The 12027-nt window shown below is 71.0% G+C and carries 12 protein-coding genes; 7 read left to right on the top strand and 5 right to left on the bottom strand.

The annotated features are described in order from the left end of the window. Nucleotides 1-102 precede the first annotated feature (102 nt). A complete protein-coding gene (locus PKE85_RS13360; RefSeq protein WP_271205260.1) occupies nucleotides 103-1539 on the top strand; it encodes a sodium:proton antiporter in 1437 nt (478 codons plus the stop codon). 20 nt (nucleotides 1540-1559) lie between these two features. After that, nucleotides 1560-1943 carry a hypothetical protein gene (locus PKE85_RS13355; RefSeq protein WP_271205259.1) on the top strand — a complete coding sequence of 128 codons (384 nt, stop codon included), beginning with the start codon at nucleotides 1560-1562 and terminating at the stop codon, nucleotides 1941-1943. A gap of 110 nt (nucleotides 1944-2053) precedes the next feature. On the opposite strand, the gene trpS is transcribed toward PKE85_RS13355, so the two are convergent. Next, on the bottom strand, nucleotides 2054-3082 hold the full coding sequence (gene trpS, locus PKE85_RS13350) for a tryptophan--tRNA ligase (RefSeq protein ID WP_271205258.1): 1029 nt from the start codon (nucleotides 3080-3082) through the stop codon (nucleotides 2054-2056). Nucleotides 3083-3182: 100 nt separating this feature from the next. On the opposite strand from trpS, the gene PKE85_RS13345 reads away from it, so the two are divergent. Beyond that, nucleotides 3183-4184, top strand: a complete 1002-nt coding sequence (locus PKE85_RS13345; protein ID WP_271205257.1) for an adenosine kinase — start codon at nucleotides 3183-3185, stop codon at nucleotides 4182-4184. Between the two features lie 49 nt (nucleotides 4185-4233). Beyond that, a complete protein-coding gene (locus PKE85_RS13340) occupies nucleotides 4234-5307 on the top strand; it encodes a dipeptidase (RefSeq protein WP_271205256.1) in 1074 nt (357 codons plus the stop codon). An 11-nt stretch (nucleotides 5308-5318) separates the two neighbouring features. Here the strand turns inward: PKE85_RS13340 and PKE85_RS13335 are convergent, their stop codons facing one another. The 3 genes from PKE85_RS13335 to trxA are packed head-to-tail and all read right to left on the bottom strand — an operon-like array spanning nucleotide 5319 to nucleotide 7129. Beyond that, nucleotides 5319-5528, bottom strand: coding sequence for a Trm112 family protein (locus PKE85_RS13335; protein WP_271205255.1), 210 nt, complete (start codon nucleotides 5526-5528; stop codon nucleotides 5319-5321). Continuing rightward, nucleotides 5525-6196, bottom strand: a complete 672-nt coding sequence (locus PKE85_RS13330) for an LON peptidase substrate-binding domain-containing protein (RefSeq protein ID WP_271205254.1) — start codon at nucleotides 6194-6196, stop codon at nucleotides 5525-5527. Before PKE85_RS13330 ends, PKE85_RS13335 begins: the two co-directional genes overlap by 4 nt. Nucleotides 6197-6211: 15 nt before the next feature. Then, nucleotides 6212-7129, bottom strand: coding sequence for a thioredoxin (gene trxA, locus PKE85_RS13325; RefSeq protein ID WP_271205253.1), 918 nt, complete (start codon nucleotides 7127-7129; stop codon nucleotides 6212-6214). Between the two features lie 213 nt (nucleotides 7130-7342). On the opposite strand from trxA, the gene PKE85_RS13320 reads away from it, so the two are divergent. The 3 genes from PKE85_RS13320 to PKE85_RS13310 all read left to right on the top strand — a co-directional run bounded on the left by PKE85_RS13320 (nucleotide 7343) and on the right by PKE85_RS13310 (nucleotide 10048). Beyond that, nucleotides 7343-8626, top strand: coding sequence for an NAD(P)/FAD-dependent oxidoreductase (locus PKE85_RS13320; protein ID WP_271205252.1), 1284 nt, complete (start codon nucleotides 7343-7345; stop codon nucleotides 8624-8626). Nucleotides 8627-8828: 202 nt separating this feature from the next. Further along, nucleotides 8829-9257 (top strand): cytidine deaminase, encoded by a 429-nt coding sequence (locus PKE85_RS13315; RefSeq protein ID WP_271205251.1) that lies wholly within the window; start codon nucleotides 8829-8831, stop codon nucleotides 9255-9257. Next, entirely contained in the window at nucleotides 9254-10048 is a 795-nt protein-coding gene (locus PKE85_RS13310) for a purine-nucleoside phosphorylase (RefSeq protein WP_271205250.1), read from the top strand. The genes PKE85_RS13315 and PKE85_RS13310 overlap by 4 nt, the downstream gene beginning before the upstream one ends. A gap of 6 nt (nucleotides 10049-10054) precedes the next feature. On the opposite strand, the gene PKE85_RS13305 is transcribed toward PKE85_RS13310, so the two are convergent. Beyond that, nucleotides 10055-12025: a protein meaA gene (locus PKE85_RS13305; protein WP_271205249.1), complete on the bottom strand. Its 1971-nt coding sequence runs from the start codon at nucleotides 12023-12025 to the stop codon at nucleotides 10055-10057. Between the last annotated feature and the right edge of the window lie 2 nt (nucleotides 12026-12027).

The raw sequence follows: 12027 nt of genomic DNA, 5'->3' as shown, positions 1-12027 counted from the left end.
CTCGCCGGGTCGTGAGAGGCCCGAGCGACCGGTTTTCGTTGGTCGCGGGCGAGCATCCCGCTAAATCGGAGCGGCCCCGTTCCGATCCAGCGAGATCACGATATGCCCAACCGTTCCGCGCTGACGGCCGCCGCCGTGGCGATCCTGTGCCTTGTCTCGTTCTTCGGCGCGGACCCGGCGCGCGCGGCCGAGACGGCGCATGTGGACGGGGCGGAGCTCTCGCTGCTGTGGACGCTGCCGCTCGTCGGGCTGCTGCTGTCGATCGCGATCCTGCCGCTGGCGGCGCCGCGGCTGTGGCATCACCACTATGGCAAGATCGCCGCCGGCTGGGCGCTGGCGCTGATGCTGCCCTTCGCTCTTGTTCAGGGGGTGGGGCCCGCGGCGGCGGAGCTGACCCACGCCGCGCTTGCGGAATACATCCCCTTCGTGGCGCTGCTGTTCGCGCTGTTCACCATTTCCGGCGGCGTGCTGGTGACGGGCAACCTCAAGGGCTCGCCCGGCGTCAACACCGCGCTGCTCGGGATCGGCACGCTGCTCGCCAGCGTCATCGGCACCACCGGCGCCTCCATGGTGCTGATCCGGCCGTTGCTGCGCGCCAACGACCAGCGCAAGCGCAACGCCCATGTGGTGGTGTTCTTCATCTTCCTGGTGTCGAACATCGGCGGCTCGCTCACGCCGCTTGGCGATCCGCCGCTGTTCCTCGGCTTCCTGAAGGGCGTCGATTTCTTCTGGACCACCACCCATCTCGGCAAGGAAACGGCGGTTCTGGCGGCGATCCTGCTGCCGCTGTTCTATCTGGTGGACCGCTTCTTCTGGTCGAAGGAGGGCTTCATCCCGCCGTCCGACCCCACGCCCGACAGCCGGGTCGGCCTTAAAGGTCTGCAGAACCTTCCGCTGCTCGCGGGCGTCGTCGGCGCCATCCTGATGAGCGGGCTGTGGAACCCCGGCGTGGCGTTCGCCGTGCTCGGCACGGAGGTGACGCTGCAGGCGATCGTCCGCGACGTGGCGCTCCTCGGCCTTGCGATGGTCTCGCTTGCGATCACGCCCGCCGGGCTGCGCGAGCGCAACGGCTTCGACTGGGAGCCGATCCGCGAGGTGGCCAAGCTGTTCGCCGCCATCTTCGCCACGCTGATCCCGGCGCTGCTGATCCTGAAGGCCGGCGCGGACGGGGCTGCCGCCCCGCTGGTCGGGCTCGTGAGCCGTCCGGACGGAACGCCCCACGAGGCCGCCTACTTCTGGCTGACCGGCATCCTGTCCAGCGTGCTCGACAACGCGCCGACCTATCTCGTGTTCTTCAACCTCGCCGGCGGCGACGCCGCCGAGCTGATGGGACCGCTGGCGGGCACGCTGGCGGCGATTTCCGGCGGCGCAGTGTTCATGGGCGCGATGACCTACATCGGCAACGCGCCCAACTTCATGGTGCTCGCCATCGCCCGCAACCGCGGCGTCGCCATGCCAAGCTTCTTTGGCTACATGGCGTGGTCCTGGCTGATTCTGGGACCGTGCTTCGCCCTGCTGACGCTGCTGTTCTTCCTCTGACGCCGTCGGGAGACGTCGCGATGTCCCGCAAGATCGTCCTCTCGCTCGCGCTGCTCGCCGGCGTCGCCGCCTTCGCGGCCTGGACCGGCTGGAGCCGGACGCACGAGCCGCGCGGAGGCGCCGGACTGTCCGGCGAAGGCCGGGCCACCTTCGTCAGGGCGGCGGAGGACGCCTGCGTGGCGGCGCAGGGGGCCGGCGGCGACGGCGCGCCGTCTCGGGAAGAGTTCCGAACGTTCTGCCGCTGCTACGGCGAGGCGATCGCCGACGCCATGACGCCGCAGGAGGTGGAGCGGCTGTCGCGCCTGCCGCGGGAGCAGATTCTCGCGGCGCAGGAGGATCAGGCCGCCGAGGCCTTTCAGGCCTGCTCCGGCGACGCCAGAGAGGAAGCCGGCGCGCCGCGCTGATTGAACGTCGAGCGCGCTGCAAGCCTGTTTGGAAACTGCCGAGGCGAACCGTTCAAGCCGACGTCCCGCCCGCGCCTTCGCGCGGGCGGGACGTCGGCTAAGCAAGGATATCAGCGGCGGACGAAGCCGACGATGTCCTTGACGTGGTTCATGGTCACGGCCGCGATGGCCTCCGCCCGCCCGGCGCCCTCGCCCAGCACCCGGTCGATGTGGCCGGGGTCGGCCACGAGGCGCTTCATCTCGGCGTTGATGGGGCCGAGCTTCGACACCGTGAGGTCCACCAGCGCCTGCTTGAAGGCGGAGAACTGCTGGCCGGCGAACTGCGCCACCACGGCCGACGCGTCCGTGTCCGACAGCGCGGCGTAGATGCCGACGAGGTTCTCCGCCTCGGGCCGCGTCTTCATCTCCTCGACGGTTTCAGGCAGCGGCAGCGGATCGGTCTTCGCCTTGCGGATCTTGGCGGCGATCTGGTCGGCGTCGTCGGTGAGGTTGATGCGGGAGGCGTCGGACGGGTCGGACTTCGACATCTTCTTGGAGCCGTCGCGCAAGGACATGACGCGGGTCGCCGGCCCCGAGATCAGCGGCTCCGGCTGGGGGAAGAACTCGGGCGCGAGCCCGTTGGCGGCGATCGAGACGGCGAAGTCGTTGTTGAACTTCTGCGCGATGTCGCGGGCGAGCTCCAGATGCTGCTTCTGGTCCTCGCCCACCGGCACATGGGTGGCGCGGTAGGCCAGGATGTCGGCCGCCATCAGGTTGGGATAGGCGTAGAGCCCGACGCTCTTGTTCTCGCGGTCCTTGCCGGCCTTCTCCTTGAACTGGGTCATGCGGTTCAGCCAGCCGAGGCGGGCGACGCAGTTCAGCACCCAGGCGAGTTCGGCGTGCTGGGGCACCTGGCTCTGGTTGAAGACGATGTGCTTCGAGCCGTCGACGCCCGCGGCGAGGAAGGCGGCCGCCACCTCGCGGATGGAGCGCTTCAGCTCCACCGGATCCTGCCACACGGTGATCGCGTGCATGTCGACGACGCAGTAGACGCAATCGTACCGGTCCTGCATCTCCACGAAGCGCTTCACCGCGCCGAGGTAGTTGCCGAGGTGGAGGTTGCCGGTCGGCTGGACGCCGGAGAACACCCGCTGGGACATCGCATTTGCCTCATGAACGAGGGCGCGTTATGGCCTTCGCGCACCCCTCGCGCAAGGGCCTGCGCGGCCGCGCGAACCCCGCACACCGGAGCACCCTTCCATGTCTGACGCGCGTTACGACGTTCTCGGCATCGGCAACGCCATCGTCGACGTGATCGCGCGCACCGAGGACGATTTCCTCGTGGCCGAAGGGCTTGTGAAGGGCTCCATGGCGCTGATCGACGAGGCGCGGGCGGAGACGCTTTACGCCCGGATGGGACCGGCGATCGAGGCCTCCGGCGGCTCGGCCGCCAACACGGTGGCGGGCGTCAGCTCCTTCGGCGGCCGCGCCGCCTTCGTCGGCAAGGTGAAGGACGACGCGCCGGGCGGCGTGTTCGCCCACGACATCCGCGCCATCGGGGTCGATTTCAGCGCGCGGCCCGCGGGAGACGGCGCCGCCACCGCCCGCTGCTTCGTGCTGGTGACGCCGGACGGCGAGCGCACCATGAACACCTATCTGGGCGCCTGCCAGGCGCTCGGCCCGGACGACATCGACGCCGAGATGGTGGCGGCGGCGAAGATCACCTATCTGGAAGGCTATCTCTGGGACCCGGCGGAGGCCAAGCTCGCCTTCCGCAAGGCCGCCGAGATCGCCCATGGCGCCGGCCGCAAGGTGGCGCTGTCGCTGTCGGATTCGTTCTGCGTCGACCGCTACCGGGCGGAGTTCCTGGAGCTGGTCCGGAGCGGGACCGTGGACCTGCTGTTCGCCAACGACAGCGAGCTGAAGTCGCTCTATGAGACCAGCGACATCGAGGCCGCGCTGCAGGCGGCGGCGAAGGACGCCAAGCTCGCCGCGATCACGCTCGGCGCCGACGGCTGCGCGGTGATCGCCGGCGAAACCCGCCTCGCCGTGGCCGCGGCGCCGGTGGACGGCGCGATCGTGGACAAGACCGGCGCCGGCGACCTGTTCGCCGCCGGCTTCCTGCTCGGCCACGCCCGCGGCCTCGACCTGACGCGCTCCGCGGAGCTGGGCGGGCTCGCCGCGGCCGAAGTGATCTCCCATGTGGGCGCCCGGCCGCTGGTCAATCTGCAGCAGCTCGCCACGGAGCGCGGGCTGCTCTGACCCCGGCCCGGTTGCGCCTGCGCCCGCCGTCCGGCCATCCTTGCGCCCCATGACCGACGCGCCGCGGATTCCCGTCTTCGACGGCCACAACGACACGCTGCTCCGGCTCTACGAGCGGCGCGACCCGGACCGGGGCGCCGCGGCCTTTCTCGAGGGCGGGGTCGGCGGGCACATCGACCTGCTGAAAGCGCGCGCGGGCGGGCTCGCCGGCGGGCTGTTCGCCATCTTCACGCCCTCGCCCCACCTCGGCGGCGACTATCTGGAGATGATGCGGGCCGCGGCCTATGACGTGCCGCTGCCCGATCCGCTGCCGATCGCGGAGGCCCAGCGCGCGGTTCTCGGCATGGCCGCCACGCTGCTCGCGATCGAGAAGGCGTCCGACGGCGCGGTGGCGGTCTGCCGCAGCGTGCGCCACATCCGCGCCGCTATGGGTCGGGGCGCGCTCGCCGCCGTGCTCCACATCGAGGGCGCGGAGGCGATCGGGCCGGACCTCGACGCCCTGCATGTGCTGCACGCCGCCGGCCTGCGTTCGCTGGGGCCGGTGTGGAGCCGGCCCACCATCTTCGGCCACGGCGCGCCGTTCCGCTTCCCGTCCTCGCCGGACACCGGGCCGGGCCTGACCGAGGCGGGCCGGCGGCTGGTCCGGGAATGCGACGCGCTGCGGGTCGTGATCGACCTCAGCCACCTGAACGAGACCGGCTTCTGGGACGTGGCGAGACTGTCGGCCCGGCCGCTGGTGGCGACCCACTCCAACGCCCACGCCGTGACGCCCCACGCCCGCAACCTCACCGACGCCCAGCTCGACGCCATCCGCGACAGCGGCGGGCTGGTGGGGCTGAACTTCGCCACCTGCTTCCTGCGGGAGGACGGCCGCATGACGGCGGACACACCGTTCGAGGCCATGACGCGGCATCTCGACCACCTGATCGGACGGCTCGGCGTCGACCATGTGGGCTTCGGCTCGGATTTCGACGGCGCGATCGTGCCCGCCGCGCTCGGCGACGCCGCCGGCCTGCCGCGGCTGATCGCCCATCTCCTCGCCCACGGCTACGACCGCGACACGGTGGAGAAGCTCGCCTTCCGCAACTGGCTCGGGGTGCTGGAGCGGGTCTGGGGCGAATAGGCCGGCGGAGCTCAGCCCTCGATCGGGCGGGCCTCGTCCGGCAGCATGATCGGGATGCCGTCGCGGATCGGATAGGCGAGCTTGGCGGGGCGGGAGATCAGCTCCTGCCGCTCCGCGTCGTAGGTCAGCGTCGCCTTGGTCAGCGGGCAGACCAGGATTTCAAGCAGCTTCGGGTCCACGCCGGCGTGGCGGCGGGAAGCGTCGTCGTGAGCGTCGGTCATTGCAGGGAGGAACTCGCGTCGCCGCGCGCGCGGGCCAGCTCCATTTCGGTCACGGCGACCAGGATCTCCGCGCGGGCCTTGAGATCCGGAGCTTCGAGCAGGGCTTGCTTCTCGCGCGGGCCGAACGGGCTCATCATGGCGAGCGCGTTCACCAGCGCCTCGTTGGGCGCGCGGCGGATGCCGTCCCAGTCCGCCTCCAGTTCGTTGGCGGCGAGATAGTCCTTCAGCGTCCTGAGCAGCGCCTCCCGGTCCACCTCGTCCTGCCCCTCGCCGGGGGCGAGGTCGAGCGCGAACTCGTCATAGGACGGGCGCGCCTGGCGGTAGGGCGTGGTCGCCACCAGCTCCTCCGCCACCCGGAAGCGGGCGACGCCGGTGAGCGTGATCAGGTAGCGCCCGTCGCCGGTCTCCGCGAAGGCGGTGAGACGCCCGGCGCAGCCGATCTGCACCAGCGCGGGGCGCTCGGCGTCCTCGTCCGCCTCGGGGTCGGGCTGGATCAGCCCGATGAGGCGGTGGCCGCGGATGGCGTCCTCGATCATGGCGAGATAGCGCGGCTCGAAGATGTTGAGCGGCATCTCGCCCCGGGGCAGCAGCAGCGCGGCGCGCAGGGGGAACACCGGGATCACGGCCGGCAGTTCATCGAGCTTGTGGTAGATGACGTTGGAGGCCATGGCCGCCTTATCCTGTCACGAGAACAGCAGCGACGACAGGCGCTTTCGGCCCGCGACCGTGTTTTCGTCCTTGGGGCCCCAGGCCTCGAACAGCTTCACCAGCTCCTTGCGGGCGCCGTCCTCGTTCCAGCTCCGGTCGCGCTTCACGATCTCAAGCAGATGGTCCAGAGCCTCGCGGGCGTAGCCGGCGGCGGCGAGCCCCACCGCCAGATCGAACCGCGCCTGATGGTCGGCGGGGTCGGCGGCGATGCGGGCCTCCAGCGGGGCCAGGTCGCCCACGGCGGCGGCCTTCTCCGCCAGCGCGATCTGCGCCAGCGCGGCGGCGATGGCGGCGTCCTTCGCCGCCGCGGCGGGCGCCGAGGCGAGGGTGGCCTTCGCGGCGTCGATCGAGCCGGCCGCGAGCTGGGCGCGTGCGAGGCCGGCGATGGCGGCGGCGTTCTCCGGCTCCTCCGCCAGCAGCCCGGCGTAGAGCTGCGCCGCGCCGGCCGCGTCGCCGGCCTCGAGCGCCGCGTCGGCGTCCGCCAGCAGATCGCCGACGCCGCCGTCCTCCTCCACCGCGCCGCCGGTGAGGCGCTCGATGAAGGCCTTCACCTGCGCCTCGGGCAGCGCGCCCATGAAGCCGTCCACCGGCTGGCCGCGGGTGAAGGCGATCACCGCCGGGATCGACTGGATGCCGAGCTGCTGGGCGATGGCCGGATGCTCGTCGATGTTCATGGTGGCGAGCTTCACCGCGCCGCCGGCGGCTTTCACCACCTTCTCAAGCACCGGGGTGAGTTGCCGGCACGGCCCGCACCAGGGCGCCCAGAAGTCCACCAGCACCGGACGGGTGAGCGAGGCCTGCACCACGTCGGCCATGAAGCTCTGGGTGGTGGTGGCGACGATCAGGTCGTCGGTCGCGGGCTTGGCGGCGTCGGCCCCGGCTGCGAAGGTCATGCGAACCCCTCGGAATCGTCGCGGCCGCGTCGTCGCGGCGGCGTTCCACGTCGGCGAGAGAGATGGGGGAAGCGGGGCGGGATTGCAAACGTCGCCGCGCGGGCGGCCGAGGACGGCGCAAAGGGCAGATGGTCGCGGCGGCGTGATAGGCCGCAACTTTTCCTGAATGATGCTAGACAGGTGCTCAGCTTAACCGAAAGGACGAGACCGCAGATGGCCGAAGCGACGACCGTGTCCTCCCCCAAGCCGCGCCGCAAGGTGGTGATCGTGGGCGCCGGCTTCGGCGGCCTCACCGTGGCGCGCGACCTCGCGAAGGCGGACGTGGACGTCACGGTGATCGACCGGCACAACTACCACTGCTTCCAGCCGCTGCTGTACCAGGTCGCCACCGCCGAGCTATCCCCCGCCGACATCGCCTGGCCGATCCGCCACGTGCTGCGCAAGCAGGCCAACGTGCAGGTGCTGCTGGGCAAGGTGGAGGCGGTGGACACCGAAAACCGGCTGGTGAAGGCGGACACCGTCACGCTGCCCTATGACGAACTGGTCATCGCCACCGGCGCCACCCACTCCTATTTCGGCCGCGACGACTGGGCGCCGGTGGCGCCCGGCATGAAGCGCATCGAGGACGCCACCGTCATCCGCCGCCGGCTGCTGATGGCCTTCGAGCGCGCCGAGCTCGCCAACGACCCGGCCGAGCGCGAGCGGCTGCTCACCTTCGCCATCGTGGGCGCCGGCCCCACCGGCGTGGAGCTCGCCGGCGCCATCGTCGAGGTGGCGAAGAAGGTGATGCCGGCCGAGTTCCGCCGCATCGACCCGCGCACCGCCCGGGTGATCCTGATCGAGGCCGGGCCGCGGGTGCTGCCGGCCTTCCCCGATGACCTGTCCGACTACACCAAACGCGCGCTGGAAAAGATGGGCGTGGACGTGCGCGTCAACACCCGCGTCACCAACTGCGACGCCGCCGGCGTCGATCTGGAGACCGGCCGGCTCGACGCCGCCACCATCGTCTGGGCCGCGGGCGTCGTGGCCTCGCCGGCGGCGGAGTGGCTGGGGGTGGAAAGCGACCGGGCGGGACGCGTGGTGGTGGGTCCGGACCTCAGCGTGCCGGGCCATCCCGACGTGTTCGTCATCGGCGACACCGCCTGCGCCATTCAGGAAGACGGCAAGCCCGCGCCGGGCGTGGCGCCGGCCGCCAAGCAGATGGGCGCCTACGTGGCGGACGTGATCGCCTGCCGTCTGGACGGGCTCGTGCCGCCGCCGCACTTCGCCTACAAGCACGAGGGCGACTTCGCCACCATCGGCCGCAAGTCCGCGGTGGTGAAGATGCCCTGGATGCAGATGCACGGCTTCCCGGCCTGGCTGCTGTGGTGCGTGGCCCACATCTACTTCCTGATCGGCACCCGCCACCGCATCGCCGTGGCGTTCAAATGGGCCTGGGACTTCGCCACCTTCCAGCGCGGCGCCCGGCTCATCACCGACCAGAAGGACCAGCTCTGACAAGGGTGTCCGAGCCCGCAGGCGGCGCGTTTCAAAGCGCGTCATGCCCGGCGCACGCCGGGGCACCGGCGATGTGTCGCGTGATGAAAGCTGAAACCTTCACGTCGGAAATGCACGATGGCCACGCTCGGGCGTGACGGATGTCCGGGACAAAGGTTTCGGCTTCCCAAAGCCGCGTTCTGAGCGTGGGAGAGCGCCTTTCATGACCGACGCCCCAACGACGCTCGACGCGCTGTTCGCCGCCGCTGTCGCCGCGCGGGAACGGGCCTACGCCCCCTATTCCGGCTTCACGGTGGGCGCCGCGCTCATCACGCCCGACGGCGCGATCCATGCGGGCTGCAACGTGGAGAACGCGGCCTATCCGGTCGGCGCCTGCGCCGAGGCGGGCGCGATCTCGGCCATGGTCGCGGGCGGCGGAAGGCGCATCGCCGCGATGCTGGTGGTGGCGGGCGGCGAGGGCCTGTGCACCCCCTGCGGCGCCTGCCGACAGCGCATCCGGGAGTTCGCCGCGCCGGACACGCCGGTCCATGTGGCGGGGCCAGAGGGCCTGCGCCGCAGCTTCACGCTGGAGCAGCTGCTGCCGGCCTCCTTCGGACCCGACGTGCTGGACGCCGCCCGGAGCGCGCCGTGACGGAGGCCGCCGCCCGGCTGCGGGCGCTCGGCGGCGACGAACCGGCGACCGTCGGCCTGGTGCTCGGCACCGGGCTCGGGCCCGTGACCGACGCCTTCGAGGACGCGGTCGCCATCCCTTACGCCGACTTGCCCGGCTTTCCCTCCGGCGGCGTCAGCGGCCACGCCCGCCGCGTCGTGGTCGGCCGGTTCGGCGGACGGCGCGTCGCGGCGCTGGACGGCCGGGCGCACGTCTACGAGAGCGGCGACCCGGCGGCGATGCGCGCGCCGCTGGAGACCCTGAAGGCCATCGGCGTCGAGACGCTCATCCTTACCGCCGCGGTGGGCGCCTTGGACCCCGGCCTCGCGCCCGGATCGCTCGTCGCGGTCGCGGACCACATTAATTTAGCCGGCTACAATCCGCTGATCGGCGTCGCGGGCGACGGCCGCTTCGTGGACATGGTGGACGCCTATTCGCCCCGTCTGCGCGCTGCGCTGGCGCGGGCGGCGGCGGTGGAAGGCCTTGACCTTCCCGAGGGCGTGCTGATGTGGTTTCCGGGTCCGAGCTTCGAGACGCCGGCCGAAATCCGCGCCGCCCGCGTGCTCGGGGCCGATCTGGTGGGCATGTCGCTGGCGCCGGAGGCGGTGCTGGCGCGCTGGCTGGGCTTCGAGCTGGCCGCGGTCGCGACCGTGGTCAACCTGGCGGCGGGTCTCGCGCCCGCAGGTCCGAGCCACGCCGAGAGCAGGACGGTCGCGGGCCAGGCCGCCGACCGCCTCGCCCGTCTGCTGGCCCGGGCTATCGAGCGTCTTTGAGCGGCCTCACGCCGCTTCCCTGTGCGCGGTCTCGGCGATGCGCACGATGTCGGACATGATCGAGGTCAGGTCGAAGTTCTTCGGCGTGTAGACCGCGGTGACGCCCATGGCCTTGAGCTGGACCTCGTCCTCCGGCGGGATGATGCCGCCCACGATCACCGGCACGTCGTCCAGCCCCTCCTTGCGCATGCGCTCCAGCACGTCGCGCACCAGCGGCACGTGGCTGCCGGACAGGATCGACAGCCCGACCACGTGCACGCCCTCTTCGAGCGCGGCGTTGACGATCTCGGCCGGGGTGAGGCGGATGCCCTCGTAGACCACCTCGAAGCCGCAGTCGCGGGCGCGGACCGCGATCTGCTCGGCGCCGTTGGAGTGGCCGTCGAGGCCGGGCTTGCCCACCAGCAGCTTGAGCCGGCGGCCGAGCCGGGCGGAGGCGGCCTCCACCTCCTCGCGCACGCGGGCGATGTCGTCGCCGCCAGCCTCGGCGCGCACCGCGCGGCCGACGCCGGTCGGCGCCCGGAACTCGCCGAAGATCTCCCGCAGGGTCGCGCCCCATTCGCCGGTGGTGACGCCCGCCTTGGCCGCGGCGATGGAGGGCTCCATGATGTTGCGGTCTTCCTTGGCGGCGGCGGCGAGGTCGGCCAGCGCCTTGTCGACCGCCTTCTGGTCGCGCTGGGCGCGCCAAGCGTTCAGGCGCTCGATCGCCTCCACGCCCACGCTTTCCGGCACCACCTGGATCGCGCCCGAGCCGGTGGAGAGCGGCGACGGCTCGGTCTCCTTCCAGCGGTTGACGCCGACCACGATCTGCTCGCCGCTCTCGATGGCCGCGAGGCGCCGCGCGTTGGACTCCACCAGCCGGCCCTTCATGTAGCCGGACTGCACCGCCGCGATGGCGCCGCCCATCTCGTCGATGCGGGCGAGCTCGGCGCGGGCCTCCTCCTTCAGCGCCTCCACCTTGGCGTTCATCACCTCGGAGCCGTTGAAGATGTCGGCGTAGTCGAGGATGTCGGTCTCGTAGGCCAGGATCTGCTGGGCGCGCAGCGACCACTGCTGGTCCCACGGCCGGGGAAGCCCGAGCGCTTCGTTCCACGCCGGGAGCTGCACCGCGCGAGCGCGAGCGTCCTTCGACAGCGTGACGGCGAGCGTCTGCAGCAGGATGCGGTAGACGTTGTTCTCGGGCTGAGGCTCGGTGAGGCCGAGCGAGTTCACCTGCACGCCGTAGCGGAAGCGCCGGGACTTGGCGTCGGTGACGCCGTAGCGCTCACGCGTGATCTCGTCCCAGAGGTCCACGAAGGCGCGCATCTTGGCGATCTCGGTGATGAACTTCATGCCCGCGTTCACGAAGAACGAGATGCGCTGCACCGTCTGGGAGAAGGCCTCTTCGCTCGGATTGGTCTCCTTGACCTCGTCCAGCACCGCGATGGCGGTGGCGAGCGCGTAGGCGAGCTCCTGCACCGGCGTCGCGCCCGCCTCCTGCAGATGGTAGGAGCAGACGTTCATTGGGTTCCACTTCGGCATTTCCGTCGTGGTGAACAGGATGACGTCGCGGATCAGTCGCAGCGACGGCGCGGGCGGGAACACATAGGTGCCGCGCGACAGGTATTCCTTGATGATGTCGTTCTGGGTCGTGCCATTCAGCCTGGAGCGGTCCGCGCCCTGCTCCTCCGCCTGCGCCACATAGAGCGACAGCAGCCAGGCCGCCGTGGCGTTGATGGTCATGGAGGTGTTCATCTGCTCGAGCGGAATGCCGTCGAACAGGGTGCGCATGTCGCCGAGATGGGACAGCGGCACGCCGACCTTGCCCACCTCGCCGCGGGACAGGACATGGTCCGGGTCGTAGCCGGTCTGGGTCGGCAGGTCGAAGGCGACGGACAGGCCGGTCTGGCCCTTGGCCAGGTTCGACTTGTACAGCTTGTTCGACTCCACGGGCGAGGAATGGCCCGCATAGGTCCGGAACAGCCAGGGTTTGTCGGCCATGT

Source organism: Methylopila jiangsuensis, assembly GCF_027922305.1.
In the GTDB taxonomy this organism is placed as follows: Bacteria; Pseudomonadota; Alphaproteobacteria; order Rhizobiales; family Methylopilaceae; genus Methylopila; species Methylopila jiangsuensis.
The sequence above is the reverse complement of the archived record's forward strand: the minus strand, read 5'-3'. Positions and strand labels throughout refer to the sequence as shown.

What these genes read in the sequence shown, in the direction of transcription:
- PKE85_RS13345 (WP_271205257.1), top strand. Translation starts at nt 3,183, where the DNA reads ATGTCTGACGCGCGTTACGACGTTCTCGGCATCGGCAACGCCATCGTC.
- PKE85_RS13335 (WP_271205255.1), bottom strand. Translation starts at nt 5,528, where the DNA reads ATGACCGACGCTCACGACGACGCTTCCCGCCGCCACGCCGGCGTGGAC.
- PKE85_RS13315 (WP_271205251.1), top strand. Translation starts at nt 8,829, where the DNA reads ATGACCGACGCCCCAACGACGCTCGACGCGCTGTTCGCCGCCGCTGTC.
- PKE85_RS13355 (WP_271205259.1), top strand. Translation starts at nt 1,560, where the DNA reads ATGTCCCGCAAGATCGTCCTCTCGCTCGCGCTGCTCGCCGGCGTCGCC.
- trpS (WP_271205258.1), bottom strand. Translation starts at nt 3,082, where the DNA reads ATGTCCCAGCGGGTGTTCTCCGGCGTCCAGCCGACCGGCAACCTCCAC.
- PKE85_RS13305 (WP_271205249.1), bottom strand. Translation starts at nt 12,025, where the DNA reads ATGGCCGACAAACCCTGGCTGTTCCGGACCTATGCGGGCCATTCCTCG.
- trxA (WP_271205253.1), bottom strand. Translation starts at nt 7,129, where the DNA reads ATGACCTTCGCAGCCGGGGCCGACGCCGCCAAGCCCGCGACCGACGAC.
- PKE85_RS13320 (WP_271205252.1), top strand. Translation starts at nt 7,343, where the DNA reads ATGGCCGAAGCGACGACCGTGTCCTCCCCCAAGCCGCGCCGCAAGGTG.
- PKE85_RS13330 (WP_271205254.1), bottom strand. Translation starts at nt 6,196, where the DNA reads ATGGCCTCCAACGTCATCTACCACAAGCTCGATGAACTGCCGGCCGTG.
- PKE85_RS13360 (WP_271205260.1), top strand. Translation starts at nt 103, where the DNA reads ATGCCCAACCGTTCCGCGCTGACGGCCGCCGCCGTGGCGATCCTGTGC.
- PKE85_RS13340 (WP_271205256.1), top strand. Translation starts at nt 4,234, where the DNA reads ATGACCGACGCGCCGCGGATTCCCGTCTTCGACGGCCACAACGACACG.